Annotated in this window: 17 protein-coding genes and 1 tRNA gene; 11 read left to right on the forward strand and 7 right to left on the reverse strand. The window is 65.6% G+C overall.

The features are described 5' to 3' along the window. Window positions 1-95 precede the first annotated feature (95 nt). The gene (gene katG, locus OU999_00865; protein WAC23781.1) at window positions 96-2,327 is read left to right on the forward strand and encodes a catalase/peroxidase HPI; all 2,232 of its coding nucleotides are present in this window, start codon (window positions 96-98) and stop codon (window positions 2,325-2,327) included. A gap of 65 nt (window positions 2,328-2,392) precedes the next feature. On the opposite strand, the gene OU999_00870 is transcribed toward katG, so the two are convergent. The 7 genes from OU999_00870 to OU999_00900 all read right to left on the reverse strand — a co-directional run bounded on the left by OU999_00870 (window position 2,393) and on the right by OU999_00900 (window position 13,318). Continuing rightward, window positions 2,393-4,522: an AsmA family protein gene (locus tag OU999_00870; protein WAC23782.1), complete on the reverse strand. Its 2,130-nt coding sequence runs from the start codon at window positions 4,520-4,522 to the stop codon at window positions 2,393-2,395. A gap of 141 nt (window positions 4,523-4,663) precedes the next feature. After that, on the reverse strand, window positions 4,664-6,955 hold the full coding sequence (locus OU999_00875; protein ID WAC23783.1) for a GAF domain-containing protein: 2,292 nt from the start codon (window positions 6,953-6,955) through the stop codon (window positions 4,664-4,666). After that, the gene (locus tag OU999_00880; GenBank protein WAC23784.1) at window positions 6,955-7,401 is read right to left on the reverse strand and encodes a hypothetical protein; all 447 of its coding nucleotides are present in this window, start codon (window positions 7,399-7,401) and stop codon (window positions 6,955-6,957) included. Before OU999_00880 ends, OU999_00875 begins: the two co-directional genes overlap by 1 nt. 167 nt (window positions 7,402-7,568) lie before the next feature. Next, entirely contained in the window at window positions 7,569-11,012 is a 3,444-nt protein-coding gene (locus tag OU999_00885; protein WAC25314.1) for an AAA family ATPase, read from the reverse strand. A gap of 111 nt (window positions 11,013-11,123) precedes the next feature. Beyond that, window positions 11,124-11,870 carry a thioredoxin domain-containing protein gene (locus OU999_00890; GenBank protein ID WAC23785.1) on the reverse strand — a complete coding sequence of 249 codons (747 nt, stop codon included), beginning with the start codon at window positions 11,868-11,870 and terminating at the stop codon, window positions 11,124-11,126. A gap of 72 nt (window positions 11,871-11,942) precedes the next feature. Continuing rightward, complete coding sequence (locus tag OU999_00895; protein WAC23786.1) at window positions 11,943-12,665, reverse strand: thioredoxin domain-containing protein; 723 nt, start codon at window positions 12,663-12,665, stop codon at window positions 11,943-11,945. Beyond that, window positions 12,662-13,318, reverse strand: a complete 657-nt coding sequence (locus OU999_00900) for a DUF721 domain-containing protein (protein ID WAC23787.1) — start codon at window positions 13,316-13,318, stop codon at window positions 12,662-12,664. The genes OU999_00895 and OU999_00900 overlap by 4 nt, the downstream gene beginning before the upstream one ends. 39 nt (window positions 13,319-13,357) lie before the next feature. On the opposite strand from OU999_00900, the gene mutY reads away from it, so the two are divergent. The 10 genes from mutY to OU999_00950 all read left to right on the forward strand — a co-directional run bounded on the left by mutY (window position 13,358) and on the right by OU999_00950 (window position 21,905). Continuing rightward, window positions 13,358-14,434, forward strand: coding sequence for an A/G-specific adenine glycosylase (gene mutY / locus OU999_00905; protein ID WAC25315.1), 1,077 nt, complete (start codon window positions 13,358-13,360; stop codon window positions 14,432-14,434). A gap of 45 nt (window positions 14,435-14,479) precedes the next feature. Further along, a complete protein-coding gene (locus tag OU999_00910) occupies window positions 14,480-15,778 on the forward strand; it encodes a serine hydrolase (protein WAC23788.1) in 1,299 nt (432 codons plus the stop codon). A 20-nt stretch (window positions 15,779-15,798) separates the two neighbouring features. Further along, the gene (nudC, locus tag OU999_00915) at window positions 15,799-16,683 is read left to right on the forward strand and encodes an NAD(+) diphosphatase (protein WAC23789.1); all 885 of its coding nucleotides are present in this window, start codon (window positions 15,799-15,801) and stop codon (window positions 16,681-16,683) included. A 103-nt stretch (window positions 16,684-16,786) separates the two neighbouring features. Further along, a tRNA-Gly gene (locus OU999_00920) sits at window positions 16,787-16,860 on the forward strand. 54 nt (window positions 16,861-16,914) lie between these two features. Then, window positions 16,915-17,061, forward strand: coding sequence for a hypothetical protein (locus tag OU999_00925; GenBank protein ID WAC23790.1), 147 nt, complete (start codon window positions 16,915-16,917; stop codon window positions 17,059-17,061). A 313-nt stretch (window positions 17,062-17,374) separates the two neighbouring features. Further along, entirely contained in the window at window positions 17,375-18,127 is a 753-nt protein-coding gene (locus OU999_00930) for a sulfite exporter TauE/SafE family protein (protein WAC25316.1), read from the forward strand. Between the two features lie 171 nt (window positions 18,128-18,298). After that, the gene (locus tag OU999_00935; protein ID WAC23791.1) at window positions 18,299-19,030 is read left to right on the forward strand and encodes a cytochrome b/b6 domain-containing protein; all 732 of its coding nucleotides are present in this window, start codon (window positions 18,299-18,301) and stop codon (window positions 19,028-19,030) included. A 15-nt stretch (window positions 19,031-19,045) separates the two neighbouring features. Then, entirely contained in the window at window positions 19,046-19,717 is a 672-nt protein-coding gene (locus OU999_00940; protein ID WAC23792.1) for a response regulator transcription factor, read from the forward strand. Further along, window positions 19,717-20,733, forward strand: coding sequence for a HAMP domain-containing sensor histidine kinase (locus OU999_00945; protein WAC25317.1), 1,017 nt, complete (start codon window positions 19,717-19,719; stop codon window positions 20,731-20,733). Before OU999_00940 ends, OU999_00945 begins: the two co-directional genes overlap by 1 nt. A 47-nt stretch (window positions 20,734-20,780) precedes the next feature. Continuing rightward, a complete protein-coding gene (locus tag OU999_00950; GenBank protein ID WAC23793.1) occupies window positions 20,781-21,905 on the forward strand; it encodes an efflux RND transporter periplasmic adaptor subunit in 1,125 nt (374 codons plus the stop codon). The last annotated feature ends 2 nt before the right edge of the window (window positions 21,906-21,907 follow it).

Consider the following 21,907-nt stretch of genomic DNA (forward strand, 5'->3'; position numbering starts at 1 on the left):
ACATAGATCAGGAAAATCGGTTTTCCCGATCAACTCATCCCGGATTAATCTCCAGTGAACGGCGAAATCGCCGCCCAAGCAGGAGATTAACACCCATGAGTCGCACCTCTGTGTCCGTCATCGCATTGCTGGCGTTCAGCCTTTCGGCGCCCGCCGCGCTGGCTGAAACCACCGCCCAGCCGCAGGTCAATCCCGCCGCTGCCAACAGCAACCAGGATTGGTGGCCCGAGCGGCTGGACCTGTCGCCGCTGCGCCAGCATGCCCGCGAATCCAACCCGATGGGCGACGATTTCGATTATGCGGCAGAATTCCAGACGCTCGACATCGCGGCGGTGAAGGCGGACATCAAGGCGCTGATGACGACATCGCAGGATTGGTGGCCGGCTGACTATGGCCATTACGGTCCGTTCTTCATCCGCATGGCCTGGCACAGCGCGGGCACCTATCGCACCGCCGACGGTCGTGGTGGTGCAGGTGGCGGCCAGCAGCGTTTCGAACCGCTGAACAGCTGGCCCGACAACGCCAATCTCGATCGTGCCCGCCGCCTGCTCTGGCCGATCAAGCAGAAGTATGGCCGCAAGCTCAGCTGGGCCGATCTGATGGTGTTGACCGGCAATGTCGCGCTTGAATCGATGGGCTTCAAGACATTTGGATTTGCAGGTGGCCGCACCGACGATTGGGAAGCGGACAAGGTCTATTGGGGCCGCGAGAAGAAGTTCCTGGCCGCCGATCGCTATCATGGCGATCGCAAGCTGGAAAAGCCGCTCGCTGCGGTGCAGATGGGCCTGATCTACGTCAACCCGGAAGGCCCCAACGGCAATCCCGATCCGCTGGCCGCTGCCAAGGACATCCGCGAGACCTTCGGCCGCATGGCGATGAATGACGAGGAAACCGTCGCGCTGATCGCGGGCGGCCACACCTTCGGCAAGGCGCATGGCGCGCACAAGGCCGAAGAGTGCATCGGCGCCGATCCCGCAGGCTCGCCGACCGAGCAGCAGGGCATCGGCTGGACCAACAAGTGCGGCACCGGCAAGGGCGTCGACGCGGTGACCAGCGGCCTGGAAGGCGCATGGTCGGTCAATCCGATCGCCTGGACGACCCAGTATCTCGACAATCTGTTCGGCTTCGAATGGGTGCAGACGCGCAGCCCTGGCGGCGCGATCCAGTGGATTCCGAGCGACAAGAGCGCGGCCAGCATGGTGCCTGACGCGCACGACAAGACCAAGCGTCATGCGCCGATCATGTTCACCACCGACCTCGCGATGAAGATGGATCCGGAATATCGCAAGGTGTCCGAGCGCTTCCACAAGAACCCCGATGCGTTTGCCGATGCCTTTGCCCGCGCCTGGTTCAAGCTGACCCATCGCGACATGGGCCCGCGCTGGCGCTATCTGGGTGCCGATGCGCCCAAGGCGGACCTGATCTGGCAGGATCCGGTGCCGGCGGTCGATCACCCGCTGGTCGATGCGAACGACGTGGCGTCGCTCAAGGCGCAGGTGCTGGCCAGCGGCCTGACCGGACCCGAGCTGATCCGCACCGCATGGGCGGCAGCGGCGAGCTATCGCGATACCGACATGCGCGGTGGCACCAATGGCGGCCGCGTGCGGCTGGCCCCGCAAAAGGACTGGGCGGTCAACAATCCGGCAGAAATCACCAAGGTGGTGAGCAAGCTGGAAGGCATCCAGGCATCGTTCAACAAGGCGCAGAAGGGCGGCAAGAAGGTCTCGCTCGCCGATCTGATCGTGCTGGGCGGGGCGGCAGCCATCGAACAGGCCGCGGCAAAGGCCGGTCACAGCCTCAGCGTTCCGTTCAAGCCCGGCCGCGGCGATGCCAGCCAGGCACAGACCGACGTCAACTCGTTCGCGCAGCTTGAGCCGACCGCCGATGGCTTCCGCAACTATTATGCGGCAGGCAGCGTGATGTCGCCGGTCGACATGCTGGTCGATCGCGCCAACATGCTGAGCCTGACGGTGCCCGAAATGACCGTGCTGGTCGGCGGACTGCGCGCGCTTGATGCCAATACGGCGGGCGCCAGGCACGGCGTGTTCACCAGCACGCCGGGCCAGCTGAACAACGCGTTCTTCGTCAACCTGCTCGACATGGGCAACAAGTGGTCGAAGTCGGCGAGCGAAGCGGGTCTGTACGAAGGTCGCGACATCAAGTCTGGCCAGCTCAAGTGGACCGCAACCCCGGTCGATCTGATCTTCGGATCGAACTCGGAATTGCGCGCGGTGGCAGAAGTCTATGCCGCGAGCGATGGCGAGAAGAAGTTTGCGGAAGACTTTGTCGCTGCCTGGACCAAGGTGATGAACCTGGGCCTGCAATAAGCTTCATCCCCAAACTCGATACGGCGGCGCGGAGCTATTCTGCGCCGCCGTTTTTGTGCCCTGCTTCAGAAAATGCCGAGAAACTTCTTCTCGCCCTTCTGGCCGCTGGTCGCCTTCTTGCCATTGCCGACATCGTCGCGCGCCTTGCCCTTGGTGGTGCGCTGGCCGGCGGCCGTGGCGCCCTGCAGGACAGGGCCGCAGGCGGCGGATTTGGCGTCGCCCACATCGACAAACGCAAGTAATGCGGCAGGCGGTGCCGCCAGGACCGCAAGGCCCAGGCCAGCACCGGCGCGGCCCAGCAGTTCGGGACTGATCACATTGAGCCGGGGCTGGGAGAAATAGCCGCCAATGCCCACGGGCGACTGGGCCGAGACCAGGCTGAACTTCTTGCCATCGGCGCGGAATGCCAGGTCCATCTGCTCGGTAGCGAAGCTGAAGCCGCCGCGCCCGGCGATGACGTTCTTGCGCGTATCGATCAATATGGGGTCGGCTGCAGCCGATCCGCCGCGCACCGTGAAGGCGATGAGACCGCAATTGATCTGCACCGGTTCCTTGAGTTTGTTCTCGAACATCTTCTGCACGAACGTTCCGAAATCCAGTTCGGAAAGCTGGACATTGCGGGTCGAGAACGTTCCCCTGGGGATCACGAAGGCGATGCGGCCCGATGAACTGGCGAGCGATTCATGCAGTGCATCGCCCGTGCCGGTCAGCTGAATGCGGCCCTTGACGGTGCCATTGGTGCCGGCCTCTGCGACACCGAAACCATCGAGCAGCTGCGCCATCGGGGTTGCGGCGAGGCGAATGTCATATCGCGTCACCGCCGGGCGTCGGCGCCAGTCGATCGCGATATCCGATGCAAGCTTGCCGCGCGCCATGGTCAGACGCAGCGGCGAAAGCTTGAGCAGCCCGTCGTCGAGATCGACGACGACCGAGATGTCGCTGATCGGGATGCTGTCCGAGCGCAGCCGGGTAGCGGTGTAGCGGACATCGGCGTCAAAGGCGCGCAGCCCTTCCGCGCGCAGGCTGGCATTGGGCAGCAGCCGCGCCGGGGCAGCACCCGTGGCAGCTGCCGCCGCCTGCACGCCGCGCGCGGCAATCACGTCGGGATTATAGCCGATAAAGGGCGAGACATCGATGATGTCGAGCGTCTTGGTCGCCAGCGTCGCATCGACATGCACCCGCGCGCCGCTCATGTCGACCGCGAACTGGCCGGCGATGTCGCTGGCTCCGAATGTGCCCTTGAGCGCATTGAAGCGATACATCCGGTCCTGTTTCACCAGAGTGGCGTTCAGCCGGTAGGTGCGCGTCCGGGGGATGACCACGCCGATGATGCCGAGCAATTCGGCGGCATTGCCCCCGCGTGCGCGGGTGGCCAGCGGCACGCCCTCGATATCGGCAAGGCTGGGCAGCGTGCCGGAAATATCGATGATGTTGTTGGCGGCGCGGGCCTGCAGCTCCAGCTTGTTCTGCCCGCGCTGCACCGTCGCATTTGGTGTCAGCAGCGCGCCTTGCAACGTGAATGGCGTTTCGCGCAGCCTGCCATCGCCAGTGAAACGTACGGCTTCACCGATCTTCGCATCGCTGGACACGACCGTGGCAAAATCGAGATCGGCCAGCAGCTGGAGCACTGGGTCCCGGTATCTGATGCTGGTGTCGCGCAGGGTGGCACGGTCGATCGTCGGCAATTCGAGCGGCTTCGCATCGCCCTTGCTGTCGAAGGTCCATGTGTTGGCGGTGCGCTTCGCATTCCATTCCAGGTCTACCGCGCCTTCGGTCAGGTCCAGCCAGTATAGCCGCCAGTTTCCGAACAGCAGCGCCAGCGGCGCGATCCGGGTGTCGATCCGCTTTGCGGTAAACAGATGGGGCCTTGTTGCCCATTTCGGGTTCGAGACGGTCAGGCCCTCGGCCAGGAACTTGATCCTGAACGGTGCAAAATAGAGCTGGAAGTCTCCCTCGACCGCGACGTCGCGCTCGGTGAGCGAAGACGCGATGCTCTCCACCGGCTCCTTGAGAAAGCGCCCCTTGGTGATGAACAGGATCAGCCAGATGGCGAAGATTGCGCCCAACAGGCCGATGACGATCCTCAAGGCGATGTTCCGGCGACGCTTGCGGCGGTGGGCCAAATTATCGTCTGTGACGGGGGTCGGTTCGGGGGGAACGGGGCTGTCGGGCGCGTCGGATGATGTGGAATTCATGGCTGCGCCTAGCACGATTGCGACCGTGGCCCGCTCCGCTTTCCACATCGCAGGCGCGATCGATGGCGGGTGCCGGATAAGGACTGTCGACAGAATACTCGCGCGCGGGCCTTCGGTTGCAAAATCAAGGCGATGCTGGCGTTATTTGTCCTTCATCACCCAGACCCCGTCCCATTCGCCCTGGGGCGGGCTCGCCTTCATGATGCGGCATCGGTCGACATAGGTGCGCGACAGGCCGTCGCCGGGGTTCAAGGACAGGCATTTTTCAAAGCGCAGCGTCGCCTCGTCCCAGCGCGCAGCACGATAGGCGACGATCCCGTCCTCGAAATGACCGAGCACGTCGCGCATCGCGGGGAAGGACTGCGCGTCGTGATAGTCGAGCAGCTCGAACACGCGCACCGGTTCGGTCTTGCCCTTGACCACGACCAGATCGATGTCGCGCATCCGGTAGGTGCCGTTGAACCGCGCCACGGTGTTCTCGCTCGCCAGGATGCGCGCCGAATAGGCCTTGCAGGCGCTTTCGAGGCGGCTGGCCAGGTTCACCCCGTCGCCGATCACGGTATAGTCCATGCGCTTGGGGCTGCCGATATTGCCCGAGACGATATGGTCGGTATGGATGCCGACGCCCATGTCGACGGTCTTCAGCCCCCGGTCGCGGCGCTGGGCATTCCATTCCCACAGCGTGCGGATCATGTTTATCGCGGCGCGCGCGGCGCGGTCCGGATCGTCGTCATGGGGCATGGGCAGGCCGAAGCACGCCATGATCGCATCGCCGATGAACTTGTCCAGCATCCCCCCTTGCGCCGTGATGCAATCGACCATCAGGCTGAAATATTCGTTCAGGAACGATACGGTCCCCTGCGCGCCATATTCCTCGGTAATCGTCGTGAAACCGCGCACATCGGTGAACATGATCGTCGCTTCGGCGCTGACCCCGCCCAGCAGGTCCAGCGTGTCGTTGTCCATCATCTGCGCAGCGATCACCGGGTCCATATAGCGCGACATTGTCGACTTCATGCGCTTTTCGCTGCTGATATCCTCGACCATCAGCATCGAGCCCAGCTTGCTGTCGTCGCTTTCGGACACCAGCGGCATGATGGTGAGGTTGACCGACTTGGTGACGCCGGACAGCGCCACTTCGGCATCGGGGAAGACATCGCTGGAGCGTTCCTCCTTCACCTTCTCGATCCGCTCGAGGATCCAGGTGCCGCGTTCGTCGAGCATGTCGGACAGCAAGCGCCCCTGGACCTCTGCCGCCTTGCACGACCAGATGCGCTCGATCGCCTGGTTGCAGGTAATGACCTTGCCGAGCGGATCGAGCGTCAGCACGCCGTTGGACATGCTCTGCAGCACCGATTCATTGTAGAGCTTCATCCGCTGCACGTCGTCGAACAGCTTCGAATTCTCGAGCGCGATGGCGATCTGGCCGGTAAAGGTCTTGAGCTGCTGCTCATCCTTGTCGGTAAACGCGCCGGTCTTCTTGTTCAGCACCTGGGTGACGCCGATCACCTCGCCCTGCTTGTTGACGATCGGCACGCACAGGATGCAGCGGGTGAAAAAGCCGGTCTGCCGGTCGAAGCTGGGGTTGAAGCGCAAGTCGGCATAAGCGTGCGGGATGTTGAGGCTCTGCCCGGTGGTGAACACCGTCCCTGCAATGCCGACGCCGGAAGGGAAGCGGATCTCGTTGACCTTGCCGCCTGCAGAGAACAGCGAGAACAGCGTGTCGGTTGCCTTGTCATGGATGAAGATGGTGGCGCGTTCCGCCTCGAACATCCGCACCGTTTCCGCCACCACGCGCTGCAGCAGCCGGGTCAGGTCGACCTCGGAGCTGATCTCCGAGATCATCGACAGGAAGGCCAGCTCCTTGGCGCGGACCTGTTCGATCTCCTCGATCGACTGCAGGCTCTGCAGGAACACGGTGGCCTGGCTGGTCATCTCTTCGAGCAGCGCGACATCGTCAGGCGTGAAGCTGTCTTCATGCTTGTTGATGTTCTGCATCACGCCGATGATCTCGCCGCGCGGCGTGCGCACGGGGACGCAGACGATGTTGCGCGTCTTGTAGCCGGTGCGCAGATCGACCGTGCTGTTGAAGCGCGGATCGGCATAGGCATCCTCGACCAGCAGCGATTCACCGGTCTGGAACACATGGCCTGCAATCCCCGAATTGTTGAGGATGCGGATTTCCAGGCTCTGGCTGCCCTGAGCAAAGCGCGAATAGAGTTCGCCCGTCTTGGGGTCGTTGAGGAACAAGGTGCCGCGATCGCAATTGAGCTCGCGCGAGGTCAGCTCGACCAGCATGGCCAGCACGCCGTCGATCTGCGTCATCGTCGCGCATTTGCGGGTGACCTCCAGCAGAACCTCGGTGCGGCGCAGCGCCGCGGCGCGCTGGCTTTCGGTCATCGGCCGCGCGAGGGTATCGGTGGTCACGCTCATCAGGCTTTTTCCCTCGTCATCTCTTCCATCCGTTCGCGCAGCGCCTGAATTTGTTGCTGGAGCGCCTGGCGTTCGAGCGCGTGATCGGATTCCTGATCGAGACGCGCCTGTTCCGCGCTCGCGCGCTCACCATCGAGTGTCAGGCGCAGCGCATCGATGCTGCCCTTGAGCTGCGCGATCTCGGCCTGGGCGCCGGCGCGCTCGGCCTGCAAGGCGCGGTCATTGGCCTGTTGCTGCGCTTCCATCTCGTCGCGCATCTGGTGGATAGTGGCGGTCAGATCGGCGATCCGCGCAGCCTCTTCGGAACGGGCACGGGTGATTTGCAGGTCAGCGGCAGCCGCAGCCGACTCCAGCGCCTGGCGCAGGCCGTCAATGGTCGCCTGCAGGTGCAGGTTGGCGGCGCGCATCTCGGATAGCGCGTCTGGCGCAGAATCAGGCAATTGCATTCGATCATCCCCGCCAAAATGGTCCTATTGGTAACGGTACCTGTCAAGCATCGTTAACCGCTCATTTGCCATAATCGGGACAATAGTCTGTGACAGCGCGCACGCGCCTGTACATTTGTTCAAGCGCTCGGAGACCGGCCGGAGCGGACAATCAGCGACGGCGGGGCTTACTCCATCGCCAGCAGCCGTTCCGCGCCGCCCAGGTCGACCGAGACCAGGCGGCTCACACCCTGTTCGACCATGGTCACGCCGAACAGGCGGTGCATGCGGCTCATCGTCACGGCATTGTGGGTGACGATCAGGTACCGGGTGTCGGTGACCACCGCCATATGGTCGAGCAGGTCGCAGAACCGGTCGATATTGGCATCGTCGAGCGGCGCATCGACCTCGTCGAGCACGCAGATCGGCGCGGGGTTGGTGAGGAACAGGCCGAAGATCAGGGCGACCGCGGTCAGGGCCTGTTCGCCGCCGGACAGCAGGGTGAGCGAAGACAGGCGCTTTCCCGGCGGCTGGGCCATGATTTCCAGCCCCGCCTCGAGTGGATCGTCGCTGTCGATCAGTTCCAGATGCGCCTTGCCGCCATTGAACAGCCGCGCGAACAGCGTGCGGAAATGGCCGTCGATCGTGGCAAAGGCGGCGAGCAGGCGCTGGCGGCCTTCGCGGTTCAAGGCGCCGATCGAGCCACGCAGGCGAGAGATCGCCTCGACCAGTTCGTCATGCTCGGTGCGGATCGTCGCCATCTCGGTTTCCAGTGCGGCGAGCTCGTCCGCCGCGATCAGGTTGACCGCGCCCAGCCGCTCGCGCGCCTGCGAAAGGCGATCATGCTCCGCTGCCTCGATGTCGGCGGGCTCGACGGTGGCCGGGTCGAAGGCGAAGCGTTCGGGCAGCAGCGGCGGCGGGCACTGGAAGCGTTCGCCGCACCCCTGCGCCAGTTCTATGCGGCGCTGGTCCTGATGCTCGGCGCGCGCGGTGGCTCCGGCGCGCTGTTCGCGGGCGCTGGCAAGTGCTTCGGACGTCTGCGATGCGCTCCGCTCTGCGTCTGCCAACGCCTTGTCCGCCACCTGAGACGCCGTTTCCGCTGCACTTTGCGCCTGTTGTGCCTCGCGCAGCGACGCCTCCAGCGCGCTGATCTGCTCGGCCAGTGCCTCGGGCTTGCCCGCGATCGCGGCGCGCTCCTGCGCCAGCTCTGCGGCGCGCAGCTGCATATCGCGCAGCCGCTGGGCAGCTTCGCCCGAGCGGCCCTGCCAGCCCTTGATCTCGGCACGCACGCTGGCCCGGCGTTCGCGCAGCGCGGATACCGCCTGCGCCTGTGCCGCAATCGCCGCCATGGCCGAGCGCAGAGCCGTTTGCGCAGCATGGGTGCGATCGGTCAGCCGTGCGACCTGCTCGCGCTGGGCCGTGCCATCGGGCAGGGCGGTGCGCGCGGCGCGCGCGGTGGCAAGTTCGGCCTCGGCCCCCTGGGCATCGGCGGCTATCCGCTCGATCCGCTCGGCCAGATCCTCGCGCCGCTCGGCATCACGCTGCAAGGCATGCTCGGCCTGGTCGCGATCGCGCAAGGCCTGGCGTTCGGCGGTTTCGGCGGCAGCGAGCGCGCGGCCAAGATCGCTGATCCGCGTCTGCAGTTCGGTGAGCGCGCGCTGGCTATCCGCAAGGCCCGCCTCGGCCTGTCCCAGCCGATGCGACAGGGCAGGGCGCGCGGCCTCCAGCTCGCTCAGCCGGGTGCGCCGTTCGAGCCGCTCTGCTGCACTCGCGCCGTCGCCGCTGGAGACGAAGCCGTCCCAGCGCCGCATCCGGCCATTGCGCGTGACCAGCCGAAGGCCCGGGGCGAGCGGCTGGCCGTTATCACTGTCTGCCACCAGGATCAGCGCTAGACGTGCCGCCAGCGCTTCGGGCGCCTGCACATGCTCGCCCAGCCAGACGCAGCCCTCGGGCACTTGCGGGCGACTGGCGGATCCGGCGCTGCCAGTCCAGAAGCGTCCGTCGCCGCTGGCAGGGCCGATCACCGCGCTCAGATCGTCCCCCAGGGCCGCCGCCAGTGCCTTTTCAAAGCCCCGGTCCGCCTGCACCTGATCGAGCGCGCGGTCCGCGCCGCCGGGCTTTTTCATGAGATCGCGGGTCAGCGCCTCAATCTCGCGGGTCATCGCGTTGAGCTCGGCGCGCGACGTGGCGAGGTCGCTCTGTGCGGTATCGCGCGCCTGCACCAGCGCATCGCGGCCTAATTGCGCCTCGGCCAGCGCACCGGATGCGGCGGCCTTGGCCTGGGCCTGGCGTTCGCATTCGGTTTGCGCCTCATCGCGGACAACAGCCAGCTGGCCTGCATCACCCAAAGCTGCAAGCTGAGCCCGGGTGCGCTCCAGCTCCTCATTCGCACGGCGGCTGCGGGCTTCGGTGGTCGCCAGCGCGGCATCGGCGACCTTGATATCGGCATCGGCGCGCGCGAGCTCGGCGCGTGCCTGGGCAAGCGCCACCTCGGATTCGCGCGCCGCGCGCTCGGCATTATCCTGCGCCTGGCTGAGCGCCGGGCCGCGCGATTCCTCCGCGGTGATATCGGCCTGCACACGCCCGTTTTCAGACTCGAGCCGTTCCAGCGCGGCGGTAGCATCGTGCGTCAGCCGGTCCTCGCGGGCGCTGTCCTCGATGATGCGCGCCTGCTGCCGGTCGAGATCGGAGAGTCGTTGCCGCACGGCTTCGCGCTCTGCGGTCAGCGTCGCCAGCCGGTGCGCAAGCGCCTGGCTTGCCTCGCGCGCCGATTGCAGCGCCGCCCGCGCCTCGGCTAACGTATCGATTGCGGCGCGCTGGTTGGCCTGCGCTTCTGTCTGCGCCAGTTGCGCGGCTTCGACAGCGGCTTCGGCGGAAGCGGCATCGGCGCGCGCCCGCTTGGCCGCCTCGGCCGCAGTGCGCCAGCGGGCGAACAGCGCGCGTGCCTCGGCCACCGCGATCTGGTGGCTCAGCGCGCTATAACGCTCTGCCGCCTTGGCCTGGCGCGCCAGATTGGCCGCGCGGGCCTCCATGTCGGTCAATCCCTGCTGCAAGCGTTCCAGATTGGCCTCGGTCGCGCGCAGCTTCTGCTCGGCATCCTTGCGGCGCACGTGCAGCCCGGCAATGCCCGCCGCCTCCTCGAGCATCTGGCGGCGTTCGACCGGGCGGGCGGCGATGACCGCGGCAATGCGTCCTTGGCTGACCAGCGCCGGGCTGTGCGCGCCGGTGGCGGCATCGGCAAACAGCAGTGCGATATCCTTGGCGCGCACATCGCGGCCATTGGCGCGATAGGCGCTGCCCGCGCCGCGCTCGATCCGGCGGACGACTTCCAGTTCGCCATCCTCGACCGAAACAGCGGCGAGCACTGGCTGGCTGACTTCGGTCAGCAGCGATACTTCGGCAAAGTTGCGGGCCGGGCGGGTCGCGGTGCCGGCGAAGATCACGTCTTCCATGCCGCCGCCGCGCATCGACTTGGCAGAGCTTTCGCCCATGACCCAGCGGATCGCCTCGAGCAGGTTGGACTTGCCGCAGCCATTGGGGCCGACAACACCGGTGAGCCCAGGCTCGATCCGCAGTTCGGCAGGTTCGACAAAGCTCTTGAAGCCGCTGAGCTTCAGCCGCTTGAACCGCATGGGGGCCGTTACAAGCGGGGCGCTCGCCGACGGGCCGGGCGCCTGCGCCTGGCCTGTATCGTCAGCAATCAACCCCCCTTGGTCCATTTATCCCCCTTTGACGCGCCGGGGTCAGCGGGCCCCCATCGCCTGGATTTCGGTTTCCAGCGCCGGCCAGCCGGTGAATTCGATCTTGCGACCGTTCAGGTAGAAGGTCGGCGTGCCCTGGATATCGTCTTCCTTGGTCGCTACATTGGTGCTCTCGGCCAGTGCCTGCGCGGTTTCGACATTGGTCAGGCATTGCAGTGCCTGGTCGCGCGAAACGCCGCGCTGCGCAAAGAAATCGATCAGGCCCGTTCCTTCGGCCAGCGCGACGAAGCGCTGGTTGTCGGGCAGCGCAAGCGCTGCCTCGAAGCGCTGCTGGCCCATGGCCTGCGCCTTGGTGAAGATATCCGCCTGGTTGGCCAGCACCTGCTCGGACAGTGCAAAAAAGCTCTCGTTCGGTCCGCAACGGGTCAGCATCGATGCGGTCAGATCGAGCGGTTCGCGCACGAAATTGCGGAATTCATAGCTCACCCGGCCGCTGGCGACATATTTGTCGCGGATGGTGCCAAAGGCCTGTTCGGCGAACTCGGCGCAGTGGCTGCAGGTGAGCGACGCATATTCGACCAGCTTGATCGGCGCGTCGGGGTTGCCCATCACGTAATAGCCCTTGTCGGTCTTGGTGACCGTCTCGGTCCAGTTCTTGCCGGCGGGCGCAGGGATCGCGGCAATCGGCTCGCCCTTGGTCGGGCCTTCGGCGGCCTTGTCGGCCTCGCCGCTGCACGCGGCGACGGATAGCATCAGGGGCAGGGCGATCAGGCTGGCAAAACGCTTCATACAGGCTTGGTCCTTGTCATCGGCAACAGAGGAAATTTGACCCATGGGGTCAGTCAATGCGTGTGCTGTGCTCTAGCGGCTGGCCAGCAACGGTTCCAGACTTTTCCAGTCAAAGACATTGGTCTGCAGCTTGCCGTTGATGGTGAAGCTGGGGGTGCCTTCGATCTTGACGGTGTCGCTGGCAAATTTGGTCATGGCCAGCACCTTGCCCTGTTCAGCCTTGTTGGTCAGGCAGGCGTCGATCTGGGCATTGGTGGCCAGCGGCGAATAGCGGCGCAGTTCGTCATACAGGCCAAGATCGCTGGCGATGCGCTTGAGCCGCGTGTTGGTATCGCCCTGATACCAGGCGGCCTGGCCCTCGCGACCCAGACTGCCGGCCTTGGTCATCCAGCTGCGCTGGGTGGACAGCAGACCCTTGTGCCGCCGGAAAAAGCTGCGCGGTTCGCCGCACCGGGCGAGCAGCGCGACGGTGAGGTCAAGCGGATCGCGGATGAAATTGCGCACCTCGAGGCTGGTCTTGCCCTTGGCGATCACGCCATTGGCCAGCGTGGGGTTGGAATCCTGCTCGAACGCGGCGCAGTGCGGGCAGGTATAGCTCATATATTCCACGACCTTCTGCGTCGCGGCCGGATTGCCCATGATATGGCCGCCCACCTGGCTCTGGCTCACGCGTTCGGACCAGTCGGCAGGCGCGGCGGCCTTTTGCGCGGAGCCGGGCGAGACCGCGAACAGCGTTGCGGTGGTGGCAAGGGCAAGCGCGGAAACGGCAAGCAGGGGGCGCAATGGCGCAATCATCGATGGACCTCGTCAGACGTTGGCGGCGCGAACAGGCGCACGGGTTTCAGATTGTCGCTCTTTAGCTGAACCGGTGCTGCATGGGCAGCCGCCTCGCGCGCTTCCTTCTCTTCAAGGCTGCGCGCCAGCGATTCGAGCACGGTCAGCAATTCGGGATCGCCGATCGGCCTGAGCCCGTCGGCAGGCGCAATGCTGATCGGCTTGAGCGAAGGTGGTGCAGCGGGGGGCGGCTCGGGACGTTTGGGTGCCGTCAGCGTGCCGTGCCGATATCTGACCCGCGCCACGGCGGGATAGCCGAAGAACCGGTTGACCCGCGCAATGATCTCGGGCTCGGCATGCTGCATGAAGATCGCGGTCGCGCTGGTGACGACCAGTTGCAGCGTGCCTTCCGCCTTCTTGCCGCGCGCAAAGGCGATCGATTCGGGGCTCGCCATCGCGGCATAGCGCGGCCCGGCAATCTCTGCCCAGCGGCTGACCAGCGAGCTCTGGATGAAGCCGAACTTGCGAAAGCTGGTGTCGCCGATCGACGGGATAAGGTCGGCAATGCCGCGCGCTTCACCACCGCGCCGCCGCCGGGGCGGCGGGGCAGCATGCGCAGCCTTGCGCGTCTTGGTGGTGATCGGCTTATCGCGTTCCATTGTGCGGCTGACCATGGCATAGCCGGGCCATGCCCGTCGAGTGTCGCGATGAAAATGTGTAAGGACGATGCAGGCGCTTCGATCGCGGCGGCCTTGTTGGCGCATTATGACGCGCATGCCCGCGATCTGCCGTGGCGGATTTCGCCCGCCGCGCGCCAGGCAGGGGCGGTGCCCGATCCCTATCGGGTCTGGCTGTCAGAGGTCATGCTGCAGCAGACCACGGTCGCGGCGGTAACCGGCTATTTCGAGCGCTTCACCAGCCGCTGGCCGACCGTCGAGGCGCTGGCTGCGGCTGCGGATGAGGAGGTGCTCGCCGCCTGGGCGGGGCTTGGCTATTACGCGCGGGCCCGCAACCTCATCGCCTGCGCCCGGTCCGTGGCCAGCGATCATGCCGGGCGCTTTCCCGATAGCGAAGCCGGGCTGCGCGCGCTGCCCGGCGTGGGCGATTATACCGCCGCCGCGGTCGCCGCGATCGCCTTTGACCGGCCTGCCGCCGTCGTCGACGCCAATGTCGAGCGGGTGGTCGCGCGGCTGTTCGCGATCGAAACCCCATTGCCTGCGGCCCGCGCCGAAATCCGTGCCCGCACCGCGCAGATCACGCCGCAGGAGCGGCCCGGCGATTTCGCCCAGGCGATGATGGACCTGGGGGCCACGCTGTGCACGGTGCGGAACCCCTCATGCCTGCTCTGTCCGCTGGCGTCTTATTGCATGGCCCGCGCGGCTGGCATCGCCGAATCGCTGCCGGCCAAGCCGCCGAAAAAGCCACGCCCCCAGCGCAACGGCACAGCCTTCTGGATCGAGCAGGACGGGCAGGTGCTGCTGGTCCAGCGGCCGGGCAAGGGCATGCTGGGCGGCATGCGCGCGCTGCCCGATGACGGCTGGTCCGCGCGGCGCAACGGCGATGCCGTTCCGCCCGTTACCGGCCAGTGGCTGACCATCGATGCAGCGGTCAGCCATATCTTCACCCATTTTTCGCTGGAGCTTGCATTGGCGCTTTATCGCGGCCCCCAAATCGATAAGGTTGTCATTGAAAACCTGAATGGCATCTGGTGGCCGGTGGAACAAATTGCGGAGGCCGGGCTTCCGACACTGTTCGCCAAAGCGGCCAGTGCCGCCATTCAGCATCGATAAAGCCGGGCTGGCCAAGGGCGCAGATCCGATCAACGGGAGAAACTTATGTCGAAGCTTTTGAGCCAGATGCCGCAGATGAGCCGCCGCCACATGCTGGGCTCTGCAGGCTTGCTGGGCCTGTTTGCCGCGATGCCCGGCTATGCCCGCGCGATGGCCAGCGGCGATTTCGCGCTGATCCGCAAGCAGGTGGAAGATTATATCGCCTCCAAGAAGGTGGCGGGCATGCTGGTTTCGATCGGCTTCGGCGCGCAACCTGCCGCGCTGATCGGTGCGGGCAGTCTCGCGCTCGACATCCCGACCCCGGTCGATGCCAATTCGCTGTGGCGCGTCTATTCGATGACCAAGCCGATCACCGGCATGGCCGCGATGATGCTGATCGAACAGGGCAAGCTCAAGCTCGACCAGCCGATTGCCGATCTGATCCCCGAATTTGCCAATATGAAGGTGCTGACCGATCCTGCCAAAAGCCTGGATTCGGTCCCCGCCAAGACGCAGATCACCCCGCGCCACCTGATGACGCACACGGCGGGCCTGGGCTATAACATCGTCACCAAGGGCCCGCTGCTCGAGGAATATAACAAGCTCGGCATCTCGCCCGCTGCGGTCAGCAAGACGCCGATCCCCGGCTTCCCGATGCCGGCGCCGACCCCGCCGATCGACGAATTCGCGCGCCGCGTCGCCTCGCTGCCGTTGATCGCCGAGCCCGGAACCTTGTGGAGCTATTCGATCGGCCTCGATCTGCTGGGCTATGTCATCCAGGTCGCATCGGGCATGGAATTCGGCGCGTTCCTGCAGAAGAACATGTTCGACCCGCTGGGCATGAAGAGCAGCTACTGGACCGTGCCGCAGAGCGAGGTGTCGCGGCTCAGCACCAATTATGCGCCCTTTGCCGGTGCGTTGATCCCGATCGATCCGGGCCAGGACAGCATCTTCACCGTGCCGCCTGCCTTCCCCTATGGCGGAGCCGGTCTGGTCAGCACCGCACACGATTATGACCGTTTCCTCGCCATGCTGGTGGGCAAGGGCCAGCTCGATGGCACGCGGATCATGTCGGAGGCGACGGCGCTGATGGGCATGTCCAACCTGTTGCCGTCCACTGCCGTGACCAAGGGCACCTGGGTCGATGGCCAGGGCTATGGCGCGGGCGGCCGTGTGGGCCTGGGCAACGACCAGGGGCCTGCGGGCACCTATGGCTGGGGCGGCGCAGCGGGAACGGTGGCCTTTGTCGACCATATCCGCGGCTTCCGCGCATCGGGCTATACCCAGTACATGCCGGCCGAAACCTATCCCTTCCAGCGCGAATTCCCCAAGATGGTCTACGAACAGCTCAAGGCGATGGGCTGACCACGGGCCGGGGGGAAAGCATGTCCTTGTCGTTGATCGCGCCGGCCCTGACCGGCAACCGGATCGACCGTGCCGATCAGGTGCGTGTCGATCCCGACCGTCTGTCCGGCTATATGAACTGGAAGGCCAGACTGCTCAGCCTCAACGGGCTGGAGCCGGAGGTCAGCGTCGAAGGCCGGCTAGTCTGGCGGAGCCTTGCCGATGCCGCCCCCGACAGCGAGCTGATCTTTCTCGGCCTGATCGACGACAAGGCGCATTTTGCCGAGCTCAAGCATGGCGAGCCGGGCTCCGGGCTGCACTATAATCCGCGCGTCTGGCAGATGCTGGCCGCGCTGCCCGCCGATGAACTTGCGCTCTACGGCGGCGCGCGGACGCTGGTGGACTGGCATGCGCGGCACCGCTTCTGCTCGCTGTGCGGTGCGCCAAGCAAGATGTCCAAGGGGGGCTGGTCGCGCACCTGCACCGGCTGCGGCGCCGAGCATTTTCCTCGGGTCGACCCGGTGACGATCATGCTCTCCGAATATCAGGGCAAGGTGCTGCTGGGCCGCCAGCCGCGCTTTCCGCCGCGACGCTTTTCGGCGCTCGCCGGTTTTGTCGAGCCGGGCGAGGGCATTGAGGAAGCGGTGGCGCGCGAGCTGTGGGAAGAGGCGGGCGTGCGCGTCAGGAACGTGCGCTATGTCGCCAGCCAGCCCTGGCCGTTCCCATCGTCGCTGATGATCGCCTGTACCAGCGAGGCATTGAGCGACGAACTGACGCTCGACACAACGGAGATCGAGGAGGCGGCCTGGTTCAGCGCCGACGAGGTTCGCGCCGCGATGGCAGGCGATGAAAGCGCGCCCTTCATCGCTCCGCCGCCTTTTGCCATCGCGCACGATCTGTTGAAACACTGGCTTGCCCAGCAATAGGCGCAAGGAAAGGTCAGCGCGGCGCAGCGCGGCAAAGCAGATATTGACGCGCCCCGCATCCAATGGCATGTGCGCCCCACCACGCCAGAACGGCGCCAGGCGCGCGGGTATAGCTTAGTGGTAAAGCTCCAGCCTTCCAAGCTGGCTATGCGGGTTCGATTCCCGCTACCCGCTCCATTTTCCTGACCATCATCGTTCACTCGTCATGCGACGAAGAGTTTTCGACACCGCTTGGCGGCAGGCTGCAAAGCCGTTGACGCCCTGATCAGCCGTTCCGAGCGCGCCTGTAACGCTCTGCTCGCTGACAAGGGCCATGATGCCGACGCGATCCGCGTCGACCTTGCTGCGCGGGAAATCGAGGCCGTCATTCCCGGCTGATCAAACCGTCTCGTGAAGATCGTGCAGGGCCGGGAGCGCGGGCGGGTTGGTGTGCAAGACCGTCTTTTTCTCCGTGGGTCGTTGTTATTCGATGTGGCGGAATACGCGCACGTGCAAAGCTCTGGCCAGAAGAGGAAACGGCTGAGACAGGCAATGCCGCCGGACTGCTGAAATCTGGCGGCAACCCAAAGCGGGGCGCTGTGCTGTTGCCTCTTAACCGTCGCGAGCTTCTTGGCTATGCGGCCAGTTGAAGCGGTCGCGATGCGATCGCCTGCCATCCCTATTTCTCCGACATCGACCGAGATGCATGATCATGACGCCGGACGCTTATTATTATCTCGTTGCGGTCCTCGCGGTCCTGTGTTCGGGTCTCGCAAAAGGTGGCTTTTCGGGCGTCGGGTCGCTTTCGATGCCCTTGTTGGCGCTCGTAATCGATCCAGTGCGCGCCGCTGCCATCCTGCTGCCTATCCTGATCGTGCAGGATGCGGTCAGCGTCTGGGCCTTTCGCCGGACATGGGACGGCCATGTGCTCAAGGTCATGCTGCCGGGCATGGCAGCAGGCGTGCTGCTGGGCTATCTGTTCGCGGCGCGCGTCACGGAAAGCGTGGTGCTTGGCGCGGTCGGTGCGATTTCCATCCTGTTCGGCTTGCACCGCCTATGGACGGAAAGAGGCGGGGCGGTGGTGCTGCCGTTCAACGCGCCGGATTGGACCGGCATCCTTTTCGGCACCTTGAGCGGCTTTACCAGCCAGATTGCGCATGCCGGCGCACCGCCATTCCAGATGTGGGTGCTGCCCCGACGCTTGTCGCGCGACGTCTTCGTCGGGACAACCGCGATCGCCTTTGCGGCGATGAACTGGATGAAGGTGCCGGCTTATGCCGCGCTCGGCCAGTTCACCCGCGCGAACCTCACCGCCACCGCGCTGCTGATGCCAGTGGCGATCCTATCGACATTCGCTGGCGTGGCGCTGGTCAAGCGAGTGAACGCCGAACGTTTCTACACGCTTGTATACGTGCTGATGATCGCGCTGGGCATCAAGCTCGTGTTCGATGCGTTTTCCGGCTGAGGCCAAAGGCGGGGCATTGGCTCCCTCCTGCCGCTCCCTGGCGCTTCTGACGGGATGCCAATCCAGCTTCAGAGACCGTGCCCACTGCCTTGAGGCGAGCCATATCAATGCGCATGGCCGTCAGGCTGGCGTCAGCCATCTCTGCCACATTGCCTCGTATAGGAGGCTATCATGGCAAATTCGACACAAGCTGTTCGTTCCAATATCCCCGTCTGGGATGTTCCAGTGAGACTGTTCCACTGGTCGCTGGTCGCGGCCATTGCGGTCGCGTTCCTGTCTTCCGAAGAGGGCAGCCCGCTTGGCGCGTGGCACATGACGGCCGGATGGGTCGCGGCGGTGCTGATCGTGTTCCGGCTGTGCTGGGGCTTTATCGGCAATGCGCAGGCGCGGTTCGCAAGCTTCGTGAAGCCGGGCGCTGTAGTGCCGCACCTTCGCGAGCTGGTTGCCGGCAAGCCGAAGCGGTCGATCGGGCACAATCCGCTGGGCGGGCTGGCCGTGCTGGCCCTGCTCGCGGGCACGGCAGCGGTGGCATGGACCGGTATCCAGATGACTTCGGGCGGCGGCAATGAGGAGCTGCACGAGGTGCTTGCCTTCTCGCTGCTCGGGCTGATCGTGGTGCACGTGATCGGCGTGGTGGTGATGTCGGTGCTGACGCGCGACAATCTGGTGAGAGCGATGGTCACGGGCGTCAAGCCGGCGCACGGGATGACCGTGGCGGCAGAGCCTCGGGCGAGGCGTATCCTTGCGCATCTCGGGGCGATGGCGATTGTCGGCCTGTCGGTACTGGGCATCACCCGCTATGATCGCGATGCGTTCATGCCCGGATCGCGCGAGGAAGCCGAATATGCCGAGCATCATGGCGGCGCTGGCGGCCCGGCTGCGAAGGCGGACAATGATGACTGATGAAAGGACCGCGCCTTGCGCCTGCTGATCATCGAGGACAATGACCGGCTCGCGGGGCTGATCGCCGAAGGTCTGGGGCGGCGCGGGTTCATCTGCGATACCGCGCCGGACCTGGCGACGGCAGAGGAATCGCTGGCGAGCGCCAGTTTCGATGCGATCATCCTCGATCTCGGCCTGCCCGATGGCGATGGCCTGGCCTGGCTGCAGAACCAGCGCACCCTGCGCCAGCTGGTGCCCGCGCTGATGCTGACGGCGCGTGGCGGGCTGGAGGACCGGATCGCCGGGCTGGATGCGGGGGCGGACGATTATCTGGTGAAGCCGGTGGATATCGAGGAGCTGGCGGCGAGGGTCAGGGCGTTGCTGCGCAGACCGGGGCCCCGCGCGGTCAACATGCTGGAATGCGGCGCGTTGCGCTTCGACCCCGTCACGCGCGAGGCGCGGATGGACGATCGCGTGATCGATCTGTCGCGGCGCGAGGCTGATCTGCTCGAACTGCTGATGCGCCGCCTGGGCAGCGTGGTGGTGCGCGATGGCATTGAAAACGCGCTGTACGCGTTCAACGAGCCGGTGACGCCCAATGCGGTCGAGGCGATCGTCTCGCGGCTGCGGCGCAAGCTGGAAGAGGCCGGGCTTGCCGGGCAACTGCACACCGTGCGCGGTGTTGGCTATATGTTGCGGAACGGATGATGGATCGGGACACGCCTTCGATTTTCCGCTCGCTGGCAAGGGGGCTGGCGATCGTCGTCAGCGGTGGCACGATCCTGCTGCTCACCGCCGTGCTGCTGGAATATTGGAGCAGCTTTGCCGCGATGCCCGCGCCCGATGCGCTGCGCGCGGCTTTGCGCGAGATGGCCGAGCATGTCGTGCTGCCGGTGCTGGCGCTGGTCATCCCGATGATGCTGGCGATGCATTTCGTCATGCGCCGCGCGCTGCAACCGCTGGCCGAAGCGACTGATCGGCTCAATGCCGTGTCGGGACAGGACCGCAACATCAGGGTCGACGATGCGCATCTGCCCGCCGAGATCCTGCCCTTCACCCAGGCCGTCAACACGATGCTGGGGCGGCTGGAGCAATCCGCCGCGCAGCAGGAGGCCTTTGCCGCCGATGTCGCGCATGAGCTGCGCACCCCGCTCGCCGCGATGATGCTGGAACTGGACGGGATGCAAGGGCCCGAGGCGGCGCGGCTGAAAGGCGATGTCGCGGCGATGCGGCGGCTGATCGATCAACTGATGCTGCTGGCGCAGATGGATGCGCAGGAAGCGGCGGCGACGGCCACCGATGATGTCGATCTGGCCGAGATCGCGAGCGACATCATCGCCCGCACCGCGCCGGTGGTGATTGCTGCTGGCCGGATGATCGAGCTGGTCTGCGAAGAGCGCCCCGCCAGGCTGCGCGGACGGCGCGAGGCGATCGGCGCGGCGCTGCGCAACCTGATCGACAATGCGGTGCGGGTGACGCCAGCAGCAGGCACGGTGCGCGTTATTCTGGATGGCAGCGCCTCGATCCGGGTGGCCGATGGCGGGCCGGGCCTTTCGCCGGTGCAGCTGGAGCAGCTGGTGCGGCGTTCGGCGCGGGCCGACCATGCCAGCCCCGATGGCGCGGGCCTTGGCCTCGCCATCGTCCAGCGCATCATGCAGGTGCATGGCGGCACGATCCGCACCGATCCTTCCAGCAGCAGCCTGATCCTCGATTTTCACCAATAGGCCTGGCCGTCAGGCAGCTGTCAGCTTTGTCCGGCACGACCGGGCGCATGGACAACAAACGGATCATCTGGGGCAGCGCGGCCGCGCTCGTCGCCCTGGCAGCGGTGGCAGCCTATCAGTTTCTCGGACAGCCCGGTGGGGCTTCATCCGATAGCGCGTTATCTGCCGACCTTCGGGTCGCCCCCGGAACGCTCAGCCCGCAGCAGATGCAGCGGCTGGGCATCCGGACCGTATCGGCAGAGGCTGCGGCGGACATTCCCCTGGGGATAGTCCCCGCAGCCATCAGCTTGCCGCCCGAGGCGCAGGTCGCGGTGACCGCGCCGTTCGACGGCGCGATCATCCGGCTGCATGTCATCCAGGGCCAGCAGGTCGCAGCAGGCCAGGCGCTGGCGACAGTGAAGAGCCGCGAGCCGCTGCAATATGGCGCGGATCTCGCGCGGGCCGAGGCGCGGCTGGGGCTTGCGCAGGCGAGCGCGGCGCGGACCCGGCAACTGGTGCAGGAAGGGATCGTCGCCGCAGCCCGCGCCGACGAGATGAATGCGCAGATCCGTGTCGCGCGCACCGATGTTGCGGAAAATGCCCGCATCCTGCGCCAGGCCGGTGCCAGTGCATCGGGCGAGGTCACGCTGCGCGCGCCGATCAGCGGGCGGGTCGCGGCGATGACCGCGCAGGTCGGCGGGCCGGTGATGGCGACATCTGCGCCTTTCGTGATCGAGAACAGCGCCGCCTTCACGCTCGACCTGCAACTGCCCGAGCGGCTCGCGGGCAAGGTGCGCCCCGGCATGCGCATCGCAGTGCCGGCGACGGGTGCTACGGCGGAGATCACCGGCACCATCCTGTCGGTCGGCGGATCGCTTGATCCGGCCACCCGGTCGATCATCGCCAAGGCGCGGATCGATGGCAATCCGCCGCTGGTGGCTGGTAAATCGGTGATGGCGGTGATCCATAGCGATACCGCACAAACCGGCATCAGCGTGCCTTCCAGCGCGATCACCCAGATCGACGGCAAGCCGCATGTGCTGCTGCGGTCAGGAAACAGCTTCATCGCGCGTAGCGTGACGGTTGCCGGGCAGGCAGGGGATCGGACGATCCTGTCGGCGGGCCTCAAGCCGGGGGACAAGGTCGCCATATCGGGCCTCAGCGAACTCAAGATGCTGCTGGCGGGGGACTGAAC

Source organism: Blastomonas sp. SL216 (assembly GCA_026625625.1).
GTDB lineage: Bacteria > Pseudomonadota > Alphaproteobacteria > Sphingomonadales > Sphingomonadaceae > Blastomonas.